Source organism: Castellaniella sp. UC4447_H14 (genome assembly GCF_052978285.1).
Map to the genome: position 1 here is coordinate 1,988,394 of NZ_CM129666.1, position 22,772 is coordinate 2,011,165.

21 protein-coding genes are annotated in these 22,772 nt (G+C 62.8%); 13 read left to right on the forward strand and 8 right to left on the reverse strand.

Going from position 1 to position 22,772, the window contains the following annotated elements:
- The 11 genes from virB10 (at nt 1) to mobF (ending at nt 11,962) form a co-directional block, all read left to right on the forward strand.
- A complete protein-coding gene (gene virB10 / locus ACVCMJ_RS09550) occupies nt 1-1,137 on the forward strand; it encodes a type IV secretion system protein VirB10 (protein ID WP_447081183.1) in 1,137 nt (378 codons plus the stop codon).
- Nucleotides 1,138-1,171: 34 nt separating this feature from the next.
- Nucleotides 1,172-2,161 (forward strand): P-type DNA transfer ATPase VirB11, encoded by a 990-nt coding sequence (virB11, locus tag ACVCMJ_RS09555; RefSeq protein WP_447081184.1) that lies wholly within the window; start codon nt 1,172-1,174, stop codon nt 2,159-2,161.
- Nucleotides 2,162-2,175: 14 nt separating this feature from the next.
- Entirely contained in the window at nt 2,176-2,445 is a 270-nt protein-coding gene (locus ACVCMJ_RS09560) for a hypothetical protein (RefSeq protein ID WP_447081185.1), read from the forward strand.
- A 51-nt stretch (nt 2,446-2,496) separates the two neighbouring features.
- On the forward strand, nt 2,497-3,207 hold the full coding sequence (locus ACVCMJ_RS09565; protein WP_447081186.1) for a hypothetical protein: 711 nt from the start codon (nt 2,497-2,499) through the stop codon (nt 3,205-3,207).
- 1,172 nt (nt 3,208-4,379) lie between these two features.
- The gene (locus ACVCMJ_RS09570) at nt 4,380-4,838 is read left to right on the forward strand and encodes a hypothetical protein (protein ID WP_447081187.1); all 459 of its coding nucleotides are present in this window, start codon (nt 4,380-4,382) and stop codon (nt 4,836-4,838) included.
- Entirely contained in the window at nt 4,835-5,587 is a 753-nt protein-coding gene (gene stbB / locus ACVCMJ_RS09575) for a StbB family protein (RefSeq protein WP_447081188.1), read from the forward strand. The genes ACVCMJ_RS09570 and stbB overlap by 4 nt, the downstream gene beginning before the upstream one ends.
- Nucleotides 5,584-5,967 (forward strand): hypothetical protein, encoded by a 384-nt coding sequence (locus ACVCMJ_RS09580; protein WP_447081189.1) that lies wholly within the window; start codon nt 5,584-5,586, stop codon nt 5,965-5,967. The genes stbB and ACVCMJ_RS09580 overlap by 4 nt, the downstream gene beginning before the upstream one ends.
- Nucleotides 5,968-6,024: 57 nt before the next feature.
- On the forward strand, nt 6,025-6,345 hold the full coding sequence (locus ACVCMJ_RS09585) for a hypothetical protein (protein WP_447082728.1): 321 nt from the start codon (nt 6,025-6,027) through the stop codon (nt 6,343-6,345).
- The gene (locus ACVCMJ_RS09590) at nt 6,345-6,995 is read left to right on the forward strand and encodes a DUF4406 domain-containing protein (RefSeq protein WP_447081190.1); all 651 of its coding nucleotides are present in this window, start codon (nt 6,345-6,347) and stop codon (nt 6,993-6,995) included. The genes ACVCMJ_RS09585 and ACVCMJ_RS09590 overlap by 1 nt, the downstream gene beginning before the upstream one ends.
- An 11-nt stretch (nt 6,996-7,006) precedes the next feature.
- Nucleotides 7,007-8,590: a type IV secretion system DNA-binding domain-containing protein gene (locus ACVCMJ_RS09595; RefSeq protein ID WP_447081191.1), complete on the forward strand. Its 1,584-nt coding sequence runs from the start codon at nt 7,007-7,009 to the stop codon at nt 8,588-8,590.
- A 117-nt stretch (nt 8,591-8,707) separates the two neighbouring features.
- Complete coding sequence (gene mobF, locus ACVCMJ_RS09600) at nt 8,708-11,962, forward strand: MobF family relaxase (protein WP_447081192.1); 3,255 nt, start codon at nt 8,708-8,710, stop codon at nt 11,960-11,962.
- A gap of 136 nt (nt 11,963-12,098) precedes the next feature.
- Here the strand turns inward: mobF and ACVCMJ_RS09605 are convergent.
- From ACVCMJ_RS09605 to ACVCMJ_RS09630, 6 genes are all read right to left on the reverse strand, one after another.
- Nucleotides 12,099-13,309, reverse strand: a protein-coding gene (locus ACVCMJ_RS09605) for an IS3 family transposase (RefSeq protein WP_447082717.1) whose coding sequence is annotated in 2 segments (ribosomal slippage) — nt 12,099-12,994 and nt 12,994-13,309 — 1,212 coding nt in all. Because the reading frame shifts where the segments join, the coding sequence is not laid out codon by codon here.
- Between the two features lie 683 nt (nt 13,310-13,992).
- Nucleotides 13,993-15,942, reverse strand: coding sequence for a ParB/RepB/Spo0J family partition protein (locus ACVCMJ_RS09610; protein WP_447081193.1), 1,950 nt, complete (start codon nt 15,940-15,942; stop codon nt 13,993-13,995).
- A gap of 10 nt (nt 15,943-15,952) precedes the next feature.
- Complete coding sequence (locus ACVCMJ_RS09615) at nt 15,953-16,108, reverse strand: hypothetical protein (protein WP_447081194.1); 156 nt, start codon at nt 16,106-16,108, stop codon at nt 15,953-15,955.
- 74 nt (nt 16,109-16,182) lie between these two features.
- Nucleotides 16,183-16,533, reverse strand: coding sequence for a hypothetical protein (locus ACVCMJ_RS09620; RefSeq protein ID WP_447081195.1), 351 nt, complete (start codon nt 16,531-16,533; stop codon nt 16,183-16,185).
- Between the two features lie 22 nt (nt 16,534-16,555).
- The gene (gene ssb / locus ACVCMJ_RS09625; RefSeq protein ID WP_447081196.1) at nt 16,556-17,092 is read right to left on the reverse strand and encodes a single-stranded DNA-binding protein; all 537 of its coding nucleotides are present in this window, start codon (nt 17,090-17,092) and stop codon (nt 16,556-16,558) included.
- A 789-nt stretch (nt 17,093-17,881) separates the two neighbouring features.
- Nucleotides 17,882-18,679 (reverse strand): DUF3560 domain-containing protein, encoded by a 798-nt coding sequence (locus ACVCMJ_RS09630; protein ID WP_447081197.1) that lies wholly within the window; start codon nt 18,677-18,679, stop codon nt 17,882-17,884.
- 596 nt (nt 18,680-19,275) lie between these two features.
- On the opposite strand from ACVCMJ_RS09630, the gene ACVCMJ_RS09635 reads away from it, so the two are divergent.
- On the forward strand, nt 19,276-20,442 hold the full coding sequence (locus tag ACVCMJ_RS09635; RefSeq protein WP_447081198.1) for a PIN domain-containing protein: 1,167 nt from the start codon (nt 19,276-19,278) through the stop codon (nt 20,440-20,442).
- On the opposite strand, the gene ACVCMJ_RS09640 is transcribed toward ACVCMJ_RS09635, so the two are convergent.
- Together ACVCMJ_RS09640 and ACVCMJ_RS09645 are read right to left on the reverse strand one after the other, a co-directional pair.
- A complete protein-coding gene (locus ACVCMJ_RS09640) occupies nt 20,432-20,707 on the reverse strand; it encodes a hypothetical protein (protein ID WP_447081199.1) in 276 nt (91 codons plus the stop codon). The two genes, ACVCMJ_RS09635 and ACVCMJ_RS09640, sit on opposite strands and share 11 nt — an antisense overlap.
- Nucleotides 20,708-20,761: 54 nt before the next feature.
- Entirely contained in the window at nt 20,762-21,436 is a 675-nt protein-coding gene (locus tag ACVCMJ_RS09645; protein WP_447081200.1) for a DNA methyltransferase, read from the reverse strand.
- Nucleotides 21,437-22,178: 742 nt separating this feature from the next.
- Between ACVCMJ_RS09645 and ACVCMJ_RS09650 the strand changes: the two genes are divergently transcribed.
- The gene (locus tag ACVCMJ_RS09650; protein WP_447081201.1) at nt 22,179-22,772 is read left to right on the forward strand and encodes a hypothetical protein; all 594 of its coding nucleotides are present in this window, start codon (nt 22,179-22,181) and stop codon (nt 22,770-22,772) included.

Consider the following 22,772-nt stretch of genomic DNA (forward strand, 5'->3'; position numbering starts at 1 on the left):
ATGTTCAAACGCACGAAACCCGCATCGGAGATCGACGCGGCCGACGAACTTTCCAAAGTCGCCGGCGAGCGCGGCCCGAGCGAGCTGCGCGACTCGCGCCGCGCCCTGCCGCCAGGGATGCGCGTGTTCATGTTCCTCGTGATCGCCGCGGGCCTCGGTCTTTCGGCCTGGTTCACCTACCGAGCCTTTCGGCAGGCATCGGCAAACGACGCGGACCAGCATAGCCCCGTTGCGCGCCTCGACGAAGGGCTCAAGCGCCTGCAGTTCCCCAAACCGCCGGTCGCAAAGCCTCTCGAGCCCGTGGAACCGCCGCCGGCGGCCGCGACGGACTGGCACATGCCGTCGATTCCCAAAATCAACGTGCCCGTGCCGGTGGATCCCATCAAGCAGCGGCGCCTGACAAGCCCCCTGCGCGCCGATGACCAGAACGGCCAATCGGCGGGGCCAGCGGACGCGCAGCAGGCAAGGCCTCGCGCCGACGTGGGCCCCATGGCCGACAAGCTGCAAGCGCTGCAACTTGCGCCTGCGAGCGCGACCATGCTCGGGAATCGCGACATGCTGCTCACCCAGGGCACGCGCATCGACTGCAAGCTGCTCACGCGCATCGTCAGCACGCAGGCGGGCATGATGACATGCCTAGTACCGCACGACGTATGGTCCGAAAGCGGCCGGGTCGTCCTCATCGAAGCCGGGACCACGGTGACCGGCTACAAGGTGGGCGAGCTGCAGCAGGGGCAGAACGCGCTGTTCGTGACCTGGTCGCGGCTGAAGACCCCCGCCGGCGTCATCATCAACCTGAATTCGCCGGGGACCGGCCCGCTGGGAGAGGCGGGCATCGACGGGTACATAGACACGCATTTCGGCGAGCGGTTCGGCAACGCGATACTGCTTAGCCTGGTGGGCGACTTTGGCAACTGGGCGGCGCAGCAGGGCAACCGTTCAAACGGCGGAGGCACGTCCATCTCGTTTGACAACACACGCCAAGGTACGCAGGACATCGTGGGCAAGGTCCTGGAAAAGTCCATCGACATCCCCCCCACCCTCTACAAACTCCAGGGCGAGCACATCGGCATCACAGTCGCCCGCGACTTGGATTTCAGCAGCGTCTATGAGCTCAAACCCCTCAACCCTCGATAGTTCAACACGCAACCCCATATCGGTGCGGCACTTCATGCTCCCAATGAAGGCGATCCTCGACGCCCCCGCCGTCACGGAGATCGCCGTGGTGCGCCCGGGCGAGCTCTTTGCCCGGGTCCGCGCAGGGTGGCAGCGGCATGAGTGCCCGGCCCTCACGCTCGAGCACCTGGGATATCTCGCCGACGCCCTTGCGGTCTACAACGGGTTCAGCACCGCGCTGCCGATCCTCTCGGTCGGCTTCCCCGACGGCGAGCGCGGCCAGATCGTGCGCCCGCCGGCGTGCGTGGAGGGGACCTTCTCGCTCAATATCCGCAAGCACTCCATGCTCGTGAAAACGCTGGAGGAACTCACAGCCGAAGGGGCGTTCGCGAACTATCGCGACACCGCGCACAGCGAGGCCGCCAATGGCGGTTCGGATGCCGGGCTTCCGCCCGAGGACCAAGAGCTCCTGGAACTGAAATGCGCCGGCGATATCCCCGCCTTTCTGGATGCGGCCGTGCGCTACCGGCGCAACATCGTGGTGTCGGGGGCGACGGCTGCTGGCAAAACGACGTTCGCGCGTTCGCTCATTGAGCGGGTGCCCAACGACACCCGCATCATTACGATCGAGGATACGCACGAACTCTTTCTGCCCGACCACCGGAACCGCGTGCACATGATGTACGTCAAGAACCCGGGTCCGGGCGACATCACGGCGGCAATGTGCGTCGAGTCGGCCATGCGCATGACGCCCGAGAGGATCTTCCTCGCGGAGCTGCGCGGCGACGAAACCTGGGAATACCTGCAGGCACTCAACACGGGGCACCCCGGGTCGGTGACGACCACCCACGCCAACAATGCGCGTGATGCGTACCTGCGCCTCGCGCTCATGATCAAAAGCTCCGAGACGGGTCGCTCCATCGACCTGTCCACCATCCAGACATACCTGCTCTCGACCATTCACATCGTCCTGGCCTTCGAGTACTACAAACTCAAGGAAGTGTATTTCGACCCGATTTACGCCCGCAACCGCCTGTCCCTATAGGAGTACCCCCCCCAATGAATACCCCCTTCGAAGGCGTGGGCTACGCGGCCCAGGCCTACGCGATCATGCAGCGTGTCCACGACGCCTCGCTCCTCGAGGAGCTGCGACCGCGCGCGGTTGCACGGGCCATCGACCAGGCCTATCCGTGGGAGAAGCGGCGTGGATGGCGCTACAAGTGCTGGCTCGCGGCCCGCCGGGAGTTTTTTGAACGCAACCACCTGCCTGGCATCCGCTCCAATCGCACGATCCGGGAAACCGCCCGTGAGCGCAATCTCGTGAGCTGACACCGCCCCCCCCTCCACCTCCCTTCAACCCTACCTCGCAGGAGCCACCCCATGAGCGTCGCGGCCGTCCACTGGGCTTTCTCTCAAAAAGCAGACCGATCCACATCCAAATTCGTCCTCGTTGCGCTGGCTAACGTGGTCCGCCGCGATGACCCCGACTGGGAAATCTACGCCTCGGTCGAGTACCTCGTCTGCGCGACAAGCCTGAACCGAAAAACAGTGCTCGAGGCGCTGCGCCGCTTGCGCGAGGCCGGGCTCATCATCGACACAGGGCGCTTCGCGGGTATCAACCAGTGCTCACCCGTCTATCGATTACGCGGGGCTGGCCAGGCAGCCCAATCGGAAGTCCCGGCGATGCAGCCGCAGGCGGCAGCGGCCCCATCCGCCGACGAACCGCCGCTGGGACTTCGAGCCGCCACCAATGCGGGTTCACCGGGTAAACGCCTGCCGGGCACCTGGACGCTGCCCGCCCACTGGCTTGCCTGGACACGCGAGCAGAGGCCGGAATGGCCGCAGGCAAAGATCGATTCGATCGCCGCGATTTTCCACGCTCACTGGACCTCGGCAAACGGTCCGAATGCCGCGAAACCAGACTGGTTCGCCGCATGGCGCCTGTGGGTGCTGCGGGAGCGCGAAGCAGCGCCTGACCCAGGTATGAGCGAGGACCCCGAACAGGGACCCGACTATGGCACGATCGGCGCGCAGTTGCGCACGTTCATCGAATCACAGCAGCGTGCAGCACCACCGTCGCCTTCCCCATAATGTCCCCACCGGGCCGCTGAGGCGCTGGTACCGAAAACGGGCCTGGCCCAAAAACAGCCAGTCCCAATTTTTCCGGCGACCGGTCCCAAAAACGGGCCTACCACCGGTCCCAAAAACGGGACTTGGACCGGTCCCAAAAACGGGCCTCAATAGGGTTTATAGGGTTTATAGGTTTTTTGAGAGGGAGTGGCGGGCGCATGCGCGCACGGGCTTCGGCGAATTTTGCGCGTTCGCACGCCTACCCTCCGGTCGCTTCGCTCCCTGCGCCCCGACGCCTGCGGCGTCGGCCTGGATAAAAGCGAGTCCCCCACCCATGCGGGCGGGGGATCCATGGCCCCCCTGGCAACGGGCGCACACCAAGGCGCCTTGCGAACCCACCGCGCCGCATCAACCGCCAGTAGGATCGAGCCCCCGCCCTCCCGGGCGGGGACGGGTTGGCCCCCTAACACGGCTGAACACCAGGGCGGCATCCGCCGACCCTTCCCCTTGCACGTCCACCGACCGGGGCAATCCAGCGCAGGCCCGGGGCTGGCCACGGGCGGTGCCCGAGTGCCACGCAAGCGGCATAACCCGCCTGCGCCCCCCGCGAGTACGCCCTGCGGCGCGTACCGCTCAGGTTCCCACAAGCACCCGTCACGGCGCTTCGCGCCGACGCGGCTCCAGCCGTGGCGGGGGATCGCTAACGGCTGGACGCCCATGCACTTCGCCGGCGATCGGACATCTGCCGACCGCCGCGCCCCTCCCGCGATAGGAGCACACCACGATGACAGATGAGGAGCTCGGCAGGTTGGCCGACTGGCTCATGACGATTGCCGAGATGCGCGGGCGCCCGCCACCCACGCCTCGGGTATGCGCAGTATTCGCCCGGCTACTGGGCCACTATCCGTACAAGGTCGTCGACCAGGCGATCCTCGCGCACCTAGCCAGCAGTGCCGGGGCCCACACCTACCCGCTACAGCCGGCGCAGATCATCGCGGAGATCCAGCGCATCCTGCCGGCGCAGCCACAGCCTGAGCCGAGAACCCACGGACAACCCGCAACCCCGGTCGCAAAGTCGGAGGCGTGGGAACACCTGCGCTCGCTGCGTGAGCGGCTAGCAAGAAACATGGCGCAGGCCGGCGACGGGCCACCTTGCGCGCCCCCTCTTCACCCACTTTCACAGGAAACCGATCATGGACCAGCAACTGAGCGAGGCCCAGGCGCTCGCGAAAATCCGGGCGTTGCGCGCCCGGGGAATCATCGGGCAGCTGCGGCCCCTGCTACCCGCGATTGACGAAGGCATCCGAACTGGCGTGCCTCGCGCCGAAATCGTCAAGGTACTGCAGTCGCTTGGCCTTCCCGTCAGCCTGAAATTCCTGGAGAACGCCCTATACCGCTGGCGCAAACGTCAAGGAGCGCCACGCGGGCAACCCTGGACGGCAGCGTCCTGCCCTCCATCCCCCGTATCACCACCGGCCAGCCCATGGGCTGCGCCGTCCGATTCACAACCCGCTTTGCAGCCCCCTCCTTCGTCCGAAGCTGCGGCTGTGCAAAACAAGGGCGATCTCGTCCGCTTGCGCAAAAGCCGCAGCCCAGATCTGATCGCTCTCGCCCAACTGGGCAAACAACCACTCAATGGGAGAAATTCATGAAAGTCGTCATCCTCAACTACTCCGGTTCCGTCGGCAAAACCGTCATCGCGAGCCACCTGCTCGCCCCGCGCATGGACGGGGCCAAAATCTTCGCAGTGGAATCCACAAACGAGACCGCTGGCGATCTGGGCCTTGCGGCCGACCAGCTGCGCGGTGAACAGTTCGGGCGCTTGTTTCGGGAGATCCTCATGCTCGATGATGCGATCGTTGACGTGGGTGCATCCAACATAGAGGACTTCCTCGACCACCTCATGAAATACGAAGAGTCCCACCTGGAATTCGACTACTTTGTGCTGCCGGTCATCGGCACCGGCAAGGCACAGCGCGAGACGATCACCACGATCGAAACTCTGGCCGAACTTGGTGTGCAGGCGCCCCGCATCAGGGTCGTGTTTAACCGGGTAAACGCCGACGCCCGGGATGAGTTCGCCGCCATCTTCGGATACCAAATCCAGAAGGGGTCCTTCGTCGCCAACGAGGCGGCGGCCGTCTTCGAAAACGAGGTGTTCGACATGCTCGCCGCCGAGCGGACCACCATCGCAGCGGTGCTGGAGGATCCGACCGACTACCGGCAGCTGCTGCGGGAGGCCGACAGCGGTGACACGGGCGAGATCTCGCGGTTGGCCGGTCGGCACGCGCTGAAGTCGCTTGCGCGTCCAGTCTCGCGCAACCTGGATCGCGCGTTTGCGGCCCTTTTCGCAACGCCCGCGGCGGTGACCCAGATCGCCTCGGCGAGGAAACGCGCATGAGCAACGCCCAGGAACCCCGCAGCAAGATTGAGGTCATCTACCGCGAGGTGCTGGGCGAGGTCGGCAACCTCGTCGGCATGCTCGAGCGAGTCACCGCCACGGTGAACCAGTGCATGGATGACGCGCGAAGCCTGCCCATGGACACGCGCCAGGCCGTAGCCGAGACGAATCGGCGGCTGAACGACGAGACCATGCGCGAATTCGGGCGGCTTTCGGACCGCCTCGATCGCCTGATGCTCGCTGCCGAGGAAAACGCCCGCACGATACAGGCCGGAACGCGACGGCTGTCGATTCTCGCCTGCGCCGTGGGCGCGGCGGCGGGCGGCCTGGCTGCGGTACTCGTGGTCGCGGTCGTCGCCACGCGACCATTCGGTGCATGACACCGTCTCGGCGGCAGTGCACGCGCACTAGCCGCCTCATCCCAAAGGACACACACCATGAAACGGGACCCGGAAATCCCGTGGGTTGAGCGCCTACTACGCGACTGCGTGCCGGCACATGGGCATTCGAGCCCGGCCGAGATCGGAGACGGGATCCGGAATTGGATCGCCGATCAAGGGTGCCCCACCTCCATTGCGGCGCCGGCGGACGGTGGCACCAGGCCCCGGCTCTACCAGCACGAGGACGGACGCTTCGGGCTGGCTTTCGAACCGGCTCGGTTCGCCGCCGGCGTGCCTGCCTGGCACGCTGTGCCGATCGACGTTCTGGAGCTGCCACAGTCGCCGGCCACGGCCAATACCACTACGGAGGCGCGATGATGTCTACAGGCACTGAGCTGATCTACCTGGCTGGCCCCATGACAGGCCGGCCGGGCCTGAATCACGAATCGTTCGATGCCGTCGCGGCCTGGCTGCGGGCATTGGGACGCAACGTCGTCAACCCTACCGAATTCGGGATCCCCGTGAACACACCTTGGCCAGACTGCATGCGGGTTGCCGTTCGCGCGGTGAGCTATTGCAGCGAAATGCTCATGTTGCCCGGCTGGGAACACTCAAAAGGGGCCACCAAGGAAGCAGAACTGGCTCAGGCGCTGGGCATGCGCGTCTCCGAGCTGGAACTCGAGTTGATCGCGCAGACCCTTCAGCAGCCTCATGGTGGCCTGCCTTTGGATCTGGTGGCGAGCACGATCACCGCCCTGATACGGGCGCAGCTGAAAGCTGGCCAGAGCGTGGACCTGCACCAACACACCATCTTTCCCATCGATGGCCATGGCGACCTCTGGGGCACAAACCCATGGGGGCAGGACTTCCTGCTCGATTTGAAAAAGGGCGATGCGCCGCTTGAACCATGCCTGCGCAACTTCATCGTCGACCTGTTGCAGGGTGGTAGCTACGGCCTGTGCCCTCCAGAGGAATACCTCAGCCGAGCAAAGGCTGTTGTATCGCGCGCCGCCGTCACAAGACCATAGGAGCATCCATTATGTCCCCACAAACTCGACGCTCCATGGCGTCCTTTTTTTTGATTGTTGGCCCCATCCTCGCCTGGCTTGCCATGGCCATGTACATGAGCGGCACGCCGGTCGTCGGGCTGCGCTGGCACCTCATTTTCCGGTGGGCATTCATCACGCGCGACTATCCCGTTCTCTGGGGTACGCTGGCCGCCGCATTCGCCGTCGGCTTGCTCGCGACCATTTGGATCAACCGGACCTATCGTACGGACGGTTTCGAGGGCGCGGGCTTCAAGCGCTTCATCCGTGGCACGCGTGTCGTGAGCGCCAGGCGGCTCGCGCGCAGCTGCCGGCAGCGCCGCCGCCGGCAGCTGAACGTCGCCGGTATTCCGATGCCCGCCAAGGTCGAGAATCTGCACCTGCTGGTGGCGGGCGCCACAGGCACCGGCAAATCCGTGCTGATGCGAAATCTCATCTACTCGGCGTTGCGCCGTGGCGACCGCGCGCTCATCGTTGACCCGAACGGCGACATGTTGAGTAAGTTTTACAGGCCTGGCGACATCATCCTGAACCCCTACGATTCGCGCACCGAGGGATGGGTATTTTTCAACGACGTGCGCGCCGACTACGACTGGAAGCGGATTGCGCGCTCAGTCGTGCCGATGGCACAAGACAAAAATTCCGAGGAGTGGAATGAATACGGCAGACTGCTGCTGCGCGAGACTGCCAAAAAACTTCACTCAGCGGGCGCCACGGGGATCCAGGACGTATTCAACTGGTGCACGATCGCCGACGACAAGGACCTGAGGAAGTTCCTGACCGGGACGCTTGCCGAGTCCCTTTTCGCCGGTTCGGCCGAAGCTAGCAAGGCGCTCACAAGCGCCCGCTTCGTGCTCTCGAACAAGCTCTCCGAGCACATGAGCATGCCCGCCGGCGGCTTCAGCATCCGGGACTGGATGGCGGACCCGCGCGGTGGGAATCTCTTCATCAACTGGCGCGAGGACATGGCTGCTGCCATGAAGCCGCTCGTTTCGTGCTGGGTCGATGTGTTCCTGCAAGAGCTGCTTTCCATGCCGGCGTCGCGCACGCGGAAGTGGGCCCTCTCGCTCGACGAACTTGCCTCGCTCGATGCGCTTTCCTCTCTGGTCGATGGGCTCACGAAGGGACGCAAGAGCGGCGGCATGATCTTCGCTGGCCTGCAGAGCACGGCGCAGCTCGACTATATCTACGGCCGCACCATGTCGCAGATCATCCGCGCGTCATTTCGCAACCTGGTGGTGCTCGGGGGCTCGAAGACCGACGCCCAGACCGCCGAGGACCTCTCCAAGGCGCTGGGCGAGCACGAGGTCGAGCGGCCGGACTATTCCGTTTCCCATTCCAGTAGCGGGCGCAGCATGTCAGACAAGGTCGTGCGCGTGCGCGAGCGTGTCGTGCTGCCCTCGGAGATCCAGGAATTTCCGGAACTCACGGGCTACGTGTCCTTCGCTGGGCGGTACCCAATCGCCAAGGTCGCCCTCAGCTATCAGGCGTACCGGGAGACGACGCCCTCCTTCGTCGAGTCCACGCAGCTGGCGCCCCTAGCGCCGAACCTTGCCTCCATCCACCCGGCACCGTGACCGGGCAGTTCCCGATATCCACATTTCCTGTGGACAACCCCCCCTGCGATTACCGCTCAGGTCCCGCTTCCCGTCTGCTGGGTGCCCTGAGCGAAAAACGCCCAACGCGAGCCACCCATGATCAGCATGAAAGTTTTGCACCGCATCGATGCGACTCAGAGCACCCACTACTACGCGGAGCAGAAGGACGACTACTACAGCCGCGATGGCAAGTCCGCCGTCTGGCAAGGAGCGGGCGCGGCGGCGTTGGGCTTGACTGGTGAAGTGGATCCGGTGCGATTCAAGGCGCTGCTCGCGGGCGAATTCGGCCAGGGCATTCGAACCGCTGGCACCGTCCGGCGAGATGCCCGGGCGCGCGCCGGCGTGGACCTCACCTTCAGCGCACCCAAGTCGGTCACCCTGCAGGCGCTGGTTGCGGGTGACGCCCGAGTCGTTGCCGCGCACGACGAGGCGGTGACCGAGGCACTCGCGTACATTGAGCGCGAACTCGTCATGGGCCGCTATAAGATCGACTGTGAGGCCTTCGCCGAGCAGACGGGGAATTTCATCGTCGCGAAGTTCCGTCACGAGACAGCGCGTCCCACGGCCGACGCGCGCCCGGACCCGCAGTTGCACACGCACGCGATCATGATGAATCTCACACAGCGCAAGGACGGCGCCTGGGTATCGCTCTCCAACGAAGAAATCATGCGTCTGCAAAAGCTCATCGACGCGCACTACATGAGTAGCCTGGCCGCAGGGCTTGAGCATCTGGGCTACGAGCTCCGCTTTGAAGACAACCATGTCGAAATCGCCCAATACACGCGACCACAAATAGAGGGGTTCTCCAAGAGGTTGCTGGACATCAACCGGGCCCTGCACCTAGTTGGGCTTGATCGCCGGACTGCTTCGCGTGGGCAAAAGGCTGTTATTGCGCTGCGCACCCGGCAAGCGAAAGACCAGGAGTTAAGCCGCGATGAGTTGCGCGAAGGCTGGCGTGAGCATGCCATCGGACTCGGAATCGACCTCGACGGTTGGAAAAAGAGCCTAGGCAAAGAGGAGCTGGAACCTAGCGTCGATCATGGATCTGAAAGCACAGTCACGCCCCCCGGGAGCGAAGGTCTGCCCCCATTTGACCTGGGCACGCGAGGCGACACATCATCCGACGCCCCACAACCCGGCGCGGCGCGCGAACCCGATACGGTCTCATACCCTACCGGCGGGGTAGGAGGTATCCCCCCGGACGCACCACAAGGATTGGGTGAGGAGCCTGGGAATCCATCAAAGCCCGGCGGGCGGGCCGTCATCACCGATGAAGATGCAACCGGATTGCCGACTTCCACAGGCAGCGCCGGCCAGGATGCGCCGTCGGGTAGCGATTCTCACACCGCCGATGCCGTCCGAAGCAGCCCAGCGGAAGTGGGTACGGACAACAGACTGGGCGGAAGCCACGGTACCGATAAGAAGCAGGCTGCAACAGGAGACATGCGAACTGAGGCACGGCCCAACTATGTCGCCATCCAAGCCGTGCGCTGGGCCATCAAACACCTGTCCGAGCGCGAGGCCGTGATGGGCGAATCGGAGATTCTCGCGGCGGCGCTGCGCCACGCGGGCGGGCGCGCGAACCTGGCCAGCCTGCAGGAGGAGCTGCATGCGACCGCTGCACGCGGCACGCTGCTCGCCGGAGCCCAGGCCTTTTCACCGGCCGAGGACCTGCGGTCGCGACCGCTCACCCGGGAGGCGTGGATTGACACCGTCATGCTCGCGGGGCAAGAGCGCGCCGCCGCTGCGCGCATCGTCACCGAGGCGATCATCGCGGCGCGCCTGGTCACCGCCGAACAGCAGTACACGACCCCCACCGCCCACGATCGCGAGCGCGAGATCCTCGCGCAGGAACTCGCTGGGCGCAACACCTTGGAACCGATCATGACGGATCGAACCATTGATACCGCGCTGGCTGATGAGCCCCTGCTGCCTGGCCAGCGCGAGGCCGCCACCCTCATTCTCGGCACACACAACCGGATCGTGGGCGTGCAGGGGTTGGCGGGGACCGGCAAGTCACACATGCTCGACCGTACTCGTCGTATCCTCGAGCGCAACGGCTACAAGATGGTCGCGGTGGCCTCGTATGGATCTCAAGTACGCGCCCTGCGTGCGCTCGGCGTCGAGGCGAGCACCATCGCGTCACGCCTCGAAGCGACCAACAAGCGGCGGTTCTCCGACAAGATCGATGCGAAGACGGTCTTGGTCGTCGATGAAGCTGGGGTCGTCCCATCGCGCTTGATGATCCGGCTCATGGATCTCGCCGAACGTACGGGTGCGCGCCTGGTGCTCCTCGGTGACACTGGGCAAACGCCGGCGATCGAGGCCGGCAAGCCGTTCGCGCAGATGCAGCGCGCCGGCATGGCCACAGCGGTGATGGGCGACATCATTCGGCAGAAAAACCCAACACTCAAGGCTGCGGTGGAACTCGCGGCCGCGGGCAAGGCAAAGGCCTCACTCTCGCGCCTCGAAGAGGTGGTCGAAATCAAGGATGAAGGCGAACGGTACCAGGCCCTCGCCGCCCGGTACGCCGAGATGCCGGCCGCCGAGCGGGCCGAGACGCTGATTGTGACTGGCACCAATGCGTCGCGCAACGCGATCAACGAGGCGTGCCACGTAGAGCGGGGGCTGGCTGGCCAAGGTCGCGACTACACGCTGCTCACTCGACGCGACACCACGCAGGCCCAGCGCCGGTACGCCAAATACTACGCCGTGGGCGACATCATTCAGCCCGAACGGGACTATGCCTGCGGCCTGACCAGGGGCGCGCTCTACAGCGTCATGGGTGTGGCCGATAGCCACCAGTTGAAAGCGCAGGATCTCGCCACCGGTGAGGTCATCGATTTCCTGCCGTCCCGCACGCAGAAACTGTCTGTCTACCAACCGGTGACGGCCGAACTATCTGCCGGCGACTGGGTGCGGGTGACCCGCAACGACGCCGAGCTGGATCTCGCAAATGGCGAGCGGTTCGAGGTTGCCTCGGTGAGTGAATCAGGCGTGGTCCTGAGCGCCGGCACGCGCACGGTAAGTTTGCCCGCCGACGTGCCACTGCACCTGGACCGCGCATACGCAACGACAGCCCACAGCGCCCAGGGCCTCACCTGCGATCGCGTCATCATCAACGCCGAGAGCTTCAGCCGCACCACGAAGCAGGACGTGTACTACGTCGCGATCTCCCGGGCGCGGCACGCGGCCGTCATCTACACGAACGACCAGCAGGCTCTGCCGGCGGCGGTCGCCCGGCGCGAAGAGAAGTCGGCCGCGCTGGACCTCGTGCCGAAGCGAAAGGAAAAGGAGAACGATTTTCGGGCTCGGCACGCGAAAGCAACCCCGGAGATGGATCTCCAGTAATCGAACCGGCAGGCCCTCGGGCCTGCCTTTTTTTTGTCATCCGGGCGGCCAAGGGCCGCCTTCGCTGCCGACCAGACGATTTAGAAGTGTTGCGGAGGTGTGCGGTGGATTTGCCCCCGTATTACCGGACACAGAATCACCCTTGGGTTGATAAATCCTGATGGCGCCTGAACTCCCTGGGAGACCGGTATTTCAGCGCACTGTGGGGATGCCGCTCGTTGTAATGCTCGAAGGCAATCGCCAGATTCTGCAACGCCGTGGACACATCGGGCTTGGGCATGAAGGCGACATAGTCACGCTTGATTGTCTTCACGAAGCTCTCGGCCATGCCATTGCTCTGGGGGCTGCGCACGGGCGTGGTCAGCGGTTTCAGGCCAATGCGTCTGGCGAACTCTCGCGTCTTTGATGCGATGTAGCCCGAGCCATTATCGCTCAGCCACTCGATCTGCTGCGGCGTCCGATCGGTATTGCCGAACCGGTGTTCCAGCGCCGCCAGCATCACATTGCGCACCACGTCGCCACTATGACCAGCGGTGGTCGCCGACCAACTCATCGCTTCACGGTCGCAGCAGTCCAGGGCAAAGGTCACCCGCAAGGGGCTGCCATCATCACAGCGGAACTCGAACCCGTCAGAGCACCAGCGCTGATTGCTGCGCAGGACGGCGATCTGCCCATCGTGGCACCGCGCAGGCGCCTGGGGCTGCCGGCGACGTTCCAGCAGCAGGCCATGGTCGCGCATCACCCGGTAGACCCGTTTGGCGTTGACCGGCGGCTCCAGCCGCTGCTCCCGCTCTCGCCGCACCAGCGCCCAGACTCGCCGATAGCCGTAGCTGGGCAACTGACCAATATGCTCATGAATCTCTTCGACCAACTTCGTATCCTGCGTCGGGCGGGCCGTGCGGCCATCGCGCCAATCCGCTGATCGTGCCAGCCTGACTGCCATGTTCGAGCGCGCCACGCCGAGGACTTCACAGACCCGCTTCACCGGTCTTCCCCTGGCAACGAGGGCGAGCGCGCAATCCATTTTTTTGAGCGGCCGTACTCCACCGCTTCGCGCAAAATCTCGTTCTCCATGGTCTTCTTGCCCAGCATGCGCTGCAGCTCCCGGATCTGCTTGAGCGCGTCGGCAAGCTCCGAGGCCGCGACCACCTCCTCGCCAGCATCCACTGCCGACAAGCCGCCGTCCTGGTACAGTTTGCGCCAGTGAAACAGCTGGTTCGGGTTCACACCATGGCGGCGCGCCACCATCGAAACCGTCTGACCAGGCTCGTTGCTCTCGCGCACCATGGCCAGCTTCTGTTCCACCGACCAGCGCCGCCGACGCTCCGGCTGGGTCAGTAATTCCATCACTTCCTGCTTGCTGTTGGTCATAAACACAGTCGTATGCCTACTTGCTATTTTAAGTGGGTGACTGTGTCCGGTGTTTCAGGGGGCTGGTCCATGCGGGCACTGCAAAGGAAGTGCTGACAGAGTGTGGCAGGAGCGTGGGCGAGTTAGGGTGGGGTGTGTCGGGTGTGTTGGGAAGTGAATATGGAGTGTGGGAAGAGCACGAGAGGGGTGCGTGTGAGTGTCGTGGAGTGTACGGGTGCCGTGGCATCGCCGTCTGTGTCAAAAATGTAGACTCATCGCTCGTGATTATTCAATGGGTTAAGTCAAATCCGTAGTCACAATGTAGACCCCTAGAAAATGCCACATTAGACGTAAACATATAAAAATCAATAGGTTATGGCACTCGCCAGAGTGCGTACTGTGTGACACCCTTAAGGGCCACAAATCTGGCAGGATTTGGAAGCCTTAAGGGTGTCTGCGGGGACGCAGTCCGCGCGGCGTACCAACGCGGGCCCCGACCCCCAGGGCGGGGGGCAGTGCAGCCCAGGAGAGCCGCTGACAGGGTCAGACGATTAAAGCGAGGAAGCTGGAAAGAAAGAGGCTCAGAGACGCGAAGCGAGCGCAAAAGGCCCGTCACCTGAAAAGGTGATGGGCCAGTGGAAAGAAAGATCTGGGGTTGGGACCCGGGCTGTACCGATGGGCTATTGCTGCTGCTCGGAACTATTGGGCTTGATTCGCATGGGTTCGGGGATCCAGCGCTTGCCAGCGAGTGCATGGGTCGCGGCCTCGACGGCAGCGGCCTTTTTCAGCTTGGCGATGGGCTGGGCCGCATCCGGCCCGGCACCTTCGGTCACAGCCTGGGCGATCATGTCCTTGCTGACATGCTGCAAGTAGCTCGGGCCTGTGGGCGTCCACCAGGACGCGATGTCGGTGCCGGCGGTCGTGGCCAGGACGTCGAGCGGGGTGACGTGGGCAGCGTATTGGTTCTGAATGCCCTGCACGGTCCCAGCTATGCAGTACGCCAACAGGTCAAGCAGGGTCTGTTGATCTTGGTCGAGCGCCCAAGTGAGTATCTCGGGCGTTACCTGCCGGTCCTCGTCGGTGGGTAGGACTTCCAGCCAGTGCTCACGCATGTCGTCCATCACCTTCGCCGCCCGACTATCCATGTAGTCCGGCGCGTGGGTACTGAGCGCCTCGCCTCGCAGCGAAACCCCCAAGCCGAACCCAGACGCCCACCCCGGCCCGAGTTTCTCCTGGCCAAGCTGTGCGACCAGGACGGCCAGCGCGATGGTGGGCTTGCCCGCCAGATCGGCGCCCACGGCGCCGATCTTGTGCGCCGTGAGTTGGCGCATCAGACGCTCAGAATATGCGGGTCGCGTCATCGGCGCTGGCAGCGATGTGCGCAGCGCCTGGAAATCGTCACCCTCGCCTGCCGTTTCCTCGGCGGCGGCCTTGGCCGCCGCCCGGTCTTCCGGCCGGATGAGGCCATACGTCACGTTCAGCCCGCCCGTGGCATCGACGTAGACACCGACCCCGCTGATTTTCCGCGCCTCGTCGGGCCACGTTCGCGCAGCCGTGGTGATGGCTTCGCGTTGCAGCTCACAGTCGGAGAGTTCATCGTTTAGCCGGTCCCTCGAGGCAGCATCAGCCTCGTTGTCAAGGTCCTCGAACGCATCCATTTCCTGGCCGATCTTGTCGATGCGCTTCGTGAGTGCTTTCACCTGCGCAGCCTCGTCCTTTGTCAGCTTGCGGGTTTGCGCGTAGACCCGGCCATATTTATTGTTGTATCCGGCCCAGCGCGCATCCGTGACCAGCAGCACGCCTTCGATCCACGCCCAGCCCTCGCCAAGCTTTGCGACGTCGGCCTGCAGCTTGTCGCGGGCCAGGCGCTGCAGAATTTCCGGATCCTGCAGGTAGGTGCCATGCGGATCATCGTCGGTGGTGAAGAGATCCCGCGTGACGCGGCCGCCGGCCGCTTCGTACGCTTGCAGTCCGACATAACGGGCGAGCGCGTGATCAGCGGTCCACGCTTCGTGCGTCAGTTCCTGCCGGATCCTGCTCGGTTGCATGTTCTTCCGATCCCACTGATCCATTCCGGCCCACAGTTCGCGCTGCCGGTCCTGGTCATCGGTGATTGCGAACGCCATCAAAACGCCAAGTGAGGTTTCCTGATTACGGTACGCCTGGAGCAATTCAGGCGAGACGTGCGCAAGCTTCATGCGGCCGCGTACGAAATTCGGCGTCTTGCCAAACCGCGCCGCGACTTCGTCGATAGTGGCGCCTTGATCGATCAACGCGGAGAATGCCTCGAACTCGTCGGCTGGATGCATTTCTTCGCGCTGGTAGTTCTCGGTGAGAGAGGCTTCTAGACCCTGGGTGTCCGGGATGATGAGCACCGGCACCGTGCGGTCCTGCGGCCAGCGTTCGTCCTTGATCAGGATCTGGATCGCCGCCCATCGCCGGCCGCCTGCGACGACCTCATACTGGCCGCGTTTCTTGCCTTTCACTACGACGAGATTCTGGAGCAGACCCTGGGCTGCGATGGAATCTGCAAGCTCAGACAATGGCTGTTGTCCCGGCTGCTTGCGGGCCTGATACCGGCCCGACAGGATGAGGTTCTTGGGAAGAATTTCAGTACGTCCGATTATCATGGCGTGGTCCTCAGTGCACAGTTTTCGATTCGGTGGCCGATTGCATCAGCAGCTGCGCGAGAATGCCTGCTTCGCGCACTGTCATGGCTGGAAATCGGATGGGCGTATGCGTGCTGTGTGCAGCCCTCACCTGATTGGCGATTTTGGTAAGATCAAGGTTCTTCATCGCTATTGCTCCCTCAAGGTTTAGCGGTGTTGCGCCTCTGGTCGGTTGGAGCCGCCCAGGGGCTTTTAATTGGGTTAGAACTCGCGGAACGGAATCAAATTGGGCTCGCCATCACACCACTGGCGCTGCGTCGCTATGGCCACCCAGCGTTGGAATTCCTGGACGGAGATCGATTTCTCGTTCCTGTACTGAGTGGCGTACATGCGTGTGGTGTGGTCATACGCCTCAGTAATTTCGTCCGTTGAGATGAAGCGGCGCCCTGGTTCCAGGCTTTCGGCGCCAGTTGCCTTGATCCGCAATTCCGCATCCGCGCTGGTGAATGCAGCGACGTAATGCACATCGAGACGGACACATTCGTCATCGATAGGACGGAAGACGTGGACGGTGAAGATGCGGGGTTGTTGTTTTGTGGTCATGATGGTCATCCTGGATCCTGGTCCTACCTAGTCAGATGCAACGCCATGCAGCACCCTGCCCCGCCTGGGCGAACGGGATGTCGTCGTCAGGCAGGCCCGCAGCGCCTCCCGCCGATGCGGCAGTGGGAGACGCTGACTGCCGGCGAGAACGGCGGCCGCGCTGTTTGGCGTACTGGTTCTCCTGGGAGCTGCCCTCGCTCCCACCGTTCGCAGGCTCCGACGCCCCTCCCTCACGCCCGCCCAGCATCTGCATCTGATCAGCCACGACTTCGGTGCTGTAGCGATCTGCTCCGGTTTCCTTGTCTTGCCATTTCCGGGTTTTGAGACGGCCTTCGATGTAGATCGAGCGCCCCTTGCGCAGGTATTCGCCCGCGATCTCGGCCAGGCGGTTGTAGAACACCACGCGATGCCATTCCGTTTCCTCGCGGCGTTCGCCGCTGGCCTTGTCCTTCCATTGACTGGTCGTCGCGATGGACACGTTGCAGATTGCAGCGCCGTCCGGGTTGTAGCGAACTTCGGGATCGCGGCCCATATTGCCGACGAGAATGACTTTGTTGACCGATGCCATGGTGATGCTCCTTGTTTTCCGTGGATGGGAAGTTTGATTGGCTCTACAGCTGACCGGATCCGAAGATTCTTGAGCCGGATCGTGATGTCGATGGTTGGGGATTGATCCTGGCTCCCGGTGTTGCCGCCGTCTTCCGTGAGTTCCGTCGCCGTGCCGTCGGGGACCACGCAGCGACAAGCGGAGCGGGACCGTGGAATAAATGGAGGGACCCGCGAAGCGGGGGGAAGCCGTTTATGCCGCGAAAGCCCGCGTAACGCCGGAGCGCAGTGGTACACGTCGGTGTTTTAGGCGGCGGGACTCACGGAAGACGGGGACTTCGGCAGGTGCGAGGCTCTGTCCCCAAACATCGGCCGCGCGGCGAGCGCCCCTAGCCGCGCCCTTTGGCGCGGCTCATTCTCGGCCTCGAGGCCGTGAGCAAGCGCAGCGCGCAGCGCCGGCCTCGGGTCGGCGCGTAGGCGTGAGGGATGGAAGCCCGCAGGGGAAGGCTCCGGCACGGGGCCTGATTCACGACAGCCCGACCCCGCCGCTTGCGACGGGGGCACGTACAGATTCTTTGTCTAGGTGGCACAGCACCAGGTCAACGCGAGCGACATGGCTCTCAGCTGGGTCTGCCCCGGCAGATATAGGTCGAACGTCAATTCCCTGACAGCTGGAAGGCCGGCAGTGCGCTAGCACGTCCGGCCTTTTGCCTTGTATCCCGGCGGACATCAAGCGCCGGGACGTCGGATTGATGTCCGCACCAGCGATGATGGCGCCCCATCCAGGTACCGAACCTGAATGGGGGAATTTTTATTGAGCAGAGGTCAGGTCTCGCATCACCTGTTGGGCGGCCCATTGGGCGTTCCCGGTCAACTGGCGGACCCAGGCGCTACGCGTGGGGCTCCAGCGGAAGCCATGGCGCTTCAGCAAGCCACGGACGGCCTTATCGGGCTTGCCGTCGAACAAGAACATCGCGCGGTTTTCCTCGGGATCTTCGCGGTAGGTGAAACCATCGCCAAGCCTCTCGACCGGCGCCCGGTCTTGCGCTCGTTCCAGACCCTTGATCCGCGCAGCAATCCGGCGAATATTTGCGTTGTTGTTGGCCAACTGATAGGAGGCGAAGCCGACCCTGCCAGCGAAGTCTGGCTGGATCAGTTCGCCTGCCTGACTCTCCGTGAACCCGCCCAGCGACACGATGGCATCGATCTGGGCGGCAGCGTCTGCCCTATTGTGGCGGATGGCCGCGTTGACCTTCTTCATGAGGTCCTGGCGCGCCTGCAAACGCACGAGCTGGGCCTTCAGCTTTTCACTCGCGTCAGGATCATCGCCGGAGATTCCGCCAGTGCCCACGGCCGCCGCTTTCTGCTGGTAATGATCGGCCTGGTCTTGCAGATGGAAGGATTTGGCGAATCCGTTCTGAATCCGTGCCCGATATCGGCGATCTGCGCCTTCGGAGTGATGGCCAACCAGAATTGGCTGACCGAACGGGATGACGTCAGCCATTTGCTGGGCACGATTGGCCACAGCGACGGCCTGCTTACGAGTGGCGTCGGCGCGTGCCTCGTAGCGTTCCCGACGTTCGGCTTGCTTGGCTTCATAGAGGTTCATGGTGTGGCTTCCTTCAGAAATTGCGTGACATGACTTAGAAACTCTTTCCGGCTGACCGGATCCGAAGATTCAGAGCCGGATCGTGATGTCGAAGGTTGGGGATTGATCCTCGCTCCCGGTGTTGCCGCCGTCTTCCGTGAGTTCCGTCGCCGTGCCGTCGAGGACCACGCAGCGACAAGTGAAGCGGGACCGTGGAATAAATGGGGGGACCCGTGAAGCGGGGGGACCCGCTTATGCCGCGAAAGCCCGCTTAACGCCGGAGCGCAGTGGTACACGTCGGTGTTTCAGGCGGCGGGACTCACGGAAGACGGAGACTTCGGCCGATACGAGGCTCTGTCCCCGGACATCGGCCGCGCGGCGAGCGCCTCCCAGCCGCGCCCTTCGGCGCGGCTCATCCTCGGCCGCCAGGCCGTGGGCAAGCGCAGCGCGCAGCGCCGGCCTGATGGTCGGTGCGAAGGCGTGAGGGATGGAAGCCCGCAGGGTCGAGACTCGGGACGGGGCTCGATGCGTAGCACAAGAGCCCGGCCCAGCGGGCCACGCTAGATGGCGTGCAGTAACATTCGACTGGATCTCCCAACCACGCGCTCACTCCCCCCATGGCCGACGACAATCATTCCGAGCTCGAAAATCTTGTCCAGCAAGGCTGCATCAGCATGATTACCATCGACACTAGCATCAGCGACGGCTGTGGGAATGCGCTAAACAGCGGTCTTTTTGCCCAGCTGGATCAGTTCAAAACCGGCAGGTTTGGCATGATCCTGTCGGAGATCGTTGTGCGAGAAATCCGGAGCCATCTCGTGGCCGCATTTGAAGAAACCACAAGCCGTTGGCGGGCTACGGCTCACAGGCTGGGGCATATTCCTGAGTTGACGGGCCAGGTGGAGGCAATGGGGATTGCACTCGCTCAGTTTTCCGGCGAAGATCTGGCCGATCGCGAGCTGAAGCAATTCATGGCCAGGACAGGGGCGACCGTCTTACCGATAGAGCCAGAGTTGCTGCCGAAGGTCCTGGATTCGTACTTTGCTACCAAGCCCCCTTTTGGGCCGAAAGACAAGCGTAGCGAGTTCCCGGATGCCCTTGCACTGCTCGGCATCGAGCAATGGTGCCAAACAAAGAAATGCGGGGTTATGGTTGTATCAAGTGACGGCGACTGGAAGCGGTACTGCGAGAGTTCAACGAGTGGTCGGCTCTTTTTCGTGAACAGCCTCAGCGAGGCCTTGAAGATCTTCAATAGTGCGGCACAACACGACCCACGAGCCGTAGCCATACAGCACCAGGTCATAAGCGCATTGGAAACTGGGGATCTTGTACTCACCATGCAGCGACAACTCAGGCAACTGCTCTTGTCCAACACTATCCCAAGGGGCGAGTCCCGAGACTTCGCCTATCTGGCTGATATCGTCAGTGTAGAGGTTGGCACGCCGAGCTTCTCAGAGCCGAGCATTGTTCGACAAGATGCCACGAGATTCGTGGTGTCTACCAAAATGCAGGCGCATTGTGGGTTCGTGGCTCGGTTCGCTTTCTACGATGCGGAAAATGATTTTCCGATCGGTTCATCGGTCATTGGGCTCGACCGCCCGTTTGATGCCACTGCATTGATTACAAACGACGGTGGATCTTTGTCAGTCGAGGTCGCCCTTAGCAATGACAAGCCCACCATCGATTTTGGAGAAGTGTGGCCGGACACCATGGTGGTGCCGGCCAGCCAGACAAAAGACGAGTATCCTAGGCCGCCCTCGTCCCGTTCCGCCTTCAGCTCGTAGTGAGTCGCGGCAGACCGGATTCGGGGTCTCCGCCAAGGCCCTGCAAGCGTTGAATCAGGGTCTTCAAGATTACCTGGCCAGTGGCCAGGGCCGCCAGCTCCGCGTCTGGCAGCACAGCGAGAAACCGTGCCGCCCGACGTTCCAGCTCCTGCCGAGCGAGATGCGGAAGGATCTCCATTTCCGCCAGTCTGGCGAATCCTTCTGGGTCAGCAGCAGCATAGCCCCGCAAATAGTCCAGGATGTGTTCGGCGTTCGGATTGTCCATGCTGTGTTCCTTTCGGTGCCGGCGCCATCGGCGCCGGCCATTTTTGACTGAGGGCTATGCTGCCATCCGTTCTTGGCTCCGCGCCTGAGCGGGTGCCGGCTGCCCCGCGGTCGCCAAGCGGCCTATCGCGGCTGAATGGTAACGGCTATCCAGCTCGATTCCGACGAATCGGCGGCCGGACTGAAGCGCGGCCACACCTGTCGACCCAGAGCCAGCGAACGGATCCATGACGATTGCGCCTGGCCTGCTGAATGCCTCGATCAATGTGGTGAGGATTTCAACGGGCTTCTGAGTCGGGTGGTAGCCATTCCCCGAGTACGCCCAGCGCATGACATCGGCCGGGGGATTCTGCGGCAGCTCGGGCATCCCTTTGGCCAGCAAGTAGGCCGATTCGTGGCGATAGCGCACGAATCGCGCCTTGGAATCGTAGGACTTGGCAAAGACGAAATGGCCCACTGCGCGAAACCCCGCAGCCCGCCAAGCACTGAAGAATTGATCGACCTTATTCCAGCCATAGAACGAGATGCAGAAAGTGTTGGGGCGTAAGACCCGGTAGATTTCGCTAAATGCCGGCGCCAGCCAGTCGCCGTTCTTATCATTCGCGATGCTGCGGCCACTGCGGTCTGTGTAGTTGACAAGGTACGGCGGATCAGTCACGACCAGATCGACGCAACGGTCCGGGAATGTGGGCATGACGGCGAGACAATCGCCATGGATGATACGGCTCATGATGCTGCTCCCTCATAGCAGCAGCGCGCCGGATTGCGCGCTGCACTGCACGGGGCAGGCGGGCGCAACCGGAAGGGATCGGGGTCCAGGGACCGTGGAATAAATGGGGGGTCCCGCCAGAGGCGGGGGGAGACCGTTTATGCCGCGAAAGCGCTGGAAGGAGCGGCCCGGCTACACTTCGGGAGCCGGGCTGAGCCGTCCCTGGTCCGGGCCGGGGGCGACAGTATGCTCCGTGCAGTGCAGCACCTGGACGCGCGAAGCGCTCACTCGGAGGCCCTTCGAGGATCCAGGGTTTCTCCCTTCAACTGAACACTTCCGCGGTTTTTCAGCGCCGACGTTCTACGTTAGAATGACTCAAGCGCAATAGCTGGTGAGTCCCTGACAATAGCGCTTTCCGCCGACTTATCGGTACCGTCAAAAACGGTGGCAACGGATTCCAGACTACGGGGCTCCTTCATGGGAGCCTTCGTTTCTCGGCTCGACGATCTGTACAGGGTCATGTTCGCGGCCGTGGGTGATGACAACGATCAGTGAGTTTTAGAGATGGCACACACAAGGGCACAAGTTAGAGTGCGCCGTGCAGGGGCGCCAGGAACGCAACAGAGGGTGTTGGAGGGTGCGGAGTTGCTCAACGACATGGCCAAGTGGCGTCAAGAGGTGACTTCGTCTCGACAAGCCGCACGAGAGTTCCTCATTGACCTGGGTGTTATGACTAAGAACGGTAGACGCAAGAACCTAATTCGTGAATAACACTTGGGCGCTATACCAGTCGCATCCGTCTTTTGTGCTGGGGTTTCATGGTACAGAAAAGAGTACTGTCACCAAGTTGGTGAATGGAGCAACACCGCACCTAAAGGCGAGCGCCGGCAAGTTCGAATGGCTCGGGCACGGAATCTACTTTTGGGAAAATGACCCCCAAAGAGCACTTGAGTGGGCGGAGGATGGGAATTCGAAGACGAAGGTCCGAGAACCGGACGCTGTCGGAGCAATCCTAGACCTCAAGTTTTGCCTCGACCTGACAACCCGTGCGGGCCGCGACGAGGTAGAGGAAGCCTATAAGAGCCTGGTGGCCGCCTATGCCGCGTCTGGAACCGAGCCGGCGAAAAATATTGGGGGGCCAGATATGCTTCGTCGCGAGCTGGACTGCCAAGTCATTCAATCAGTGCACTCCTATCGCAAGAAGCACAATCAACCCACATACGATTCGGTTCGCGCACCATTCAGAGAAGCCGAGGAGCTATATCCCGGAGCAGGTTTTCACAAGTACGATCATATACAGATTGCGATCATAAACCCGGATTGCATCAAGGGCTATTTCAAGCCGATCTGCAAATAG

Excerpts from the sequence above, each read along its gene's own strand:
- ACVCMJ_RS09620 (WP_447081195.1), bottom strand. The coding sequence starts at position 16,533 with ATGACCATCATGACCACAAAACAACAACCCCGCATCTTCACCGTCCAC.
- stbB (WP_447081188.1), top strand. The coding sequence starts at position 4,835 with ATGAAAGTCGTCATCCTCAACTACTCCGGTTCCGTCGGCAAAACCGTC.
- ACVCMJ_RS09590 (WP_447081190.1), top strand. The coding sequence starts at position 6,345 with ATGTCTACAGGCACTGAGCTGATCTACCTGGCTGGCCCCATGACAGGC.
- ACVCMJ_RS09595 (WP_447081191.1), top strand. The coding sequence starts at position 7,007 with ATGTCCCCACAAACTCGACGCTCCATGGCGTCCTTTTTTTTGATTGTT.
- ACVCMJ_RS09570 (WP_447081187.1), top strand. The coding sequence starts at position 4,380 with ATGGACCAGCAACTGAGCGAGGCCCAGGCGCTCGCGAAAATCCGGGCG.
- virB11 (WP_447081184.1), top strand. The coding sequence starts at position 1,172 with ATGCTCCCAATGAAGGCGATCCTCGACGCCCCCGCCGTCACGGAGATC.
- ACVCMJ_RS09565 (WP_447081186.1), top strand. The coding sequence starts at position 2,497 with ATGAGCGTCGCGGCCGTCCACTGGGCTTTCTCTCAAAAAGCAGACCGA.
- ACVCMJ_RS09635 (WP_447081198.1), top strand. The coding sequence starts at position 19,276 with ATGGCCGACGACAATCATTCCGAGCTCGAAAATCTTGTCCAGCAAGGC.
- ACVCMJ_RS09640 (WP_447081199.1), bottom strand. The coding sequence starts at position 20,707 with ATGGACAATCCGAACGCCGAACACATCCTGGACTATTTGCGGGGCTAT.
- ACVCMJ_RS09585 (WP_447082728.1), top strand. The coding sequence starts at position 6,025 with ATGAAACGGGACCCGGAAATCCCGTGGGTTGAGCGCCTACTACGCGAC.
- mobF (WP_447081192.1), top strand. The coding sequence starts at position 8,708 with ATGATCAGCATGAAAGTTTTGCACCGCATCGATGCGACTCAGAGCACC.
- ACVCMJ_RS09645 (WP_447081200.1), bottom strand. The coding sequence starts at position 21,436 with ATGAGCCGTATCATCCATGGCGATTGTCTCGCCGTCATGCCCACATTC.
- ACVCMJ_RS09560 (WP_447081185.1), top strand. The coding sequence starts at position 2,176 with ATGAATACCCCCTTCGAAGGCGTGGGCTACGCGGCCCAGGCCTACGCG.
- ACVCMJ_RS09630 (WP_447081197.1), bottom strand. The coding sequence starts at position 18,679 with ATGAACCTCTATGAAGCCAAGCAAGCCGAACGTCGGGAACGCTACGAG.
- ACVCMJ_RS09580 (WP_447081189.1), top strand. The coding sequence starts at position 5,584 with ATGAGCAACGCCCAGGAACCCCGCAGCAAGATTGAGGTCATCTACCGC.
- virB10 (WP_447081183.1), top strand. The coding sequence starts at position 1 with ATGTTCAAACGCACGAAACCCGCATCGGAGATCGACGCGGCCGACGAA.
- ACVCMJ_RS09610 (WP_447081193.1), bottom strand. The coding sequence starts at position 15,942 with ATGATAATCGGACGTACTGAAATTCTTCCCAAGAACCTCATCCTGTCG.
- ssb (WP_447081196.1), bottom strand. The coding sequence starts at position 17,092 with ATGGCATCGGTCAACAAAGTCATTCTCGTCGGCAATATGGGCCGCGAT.
- ACVCMJ_RS09615 (WP_447081194.1), bottom strand. The coding sequence starts at position 16,108 with ATGAAGAACCTTGATCTTACCAAAATCGCCAATCAGGTGAGGGCTGCA.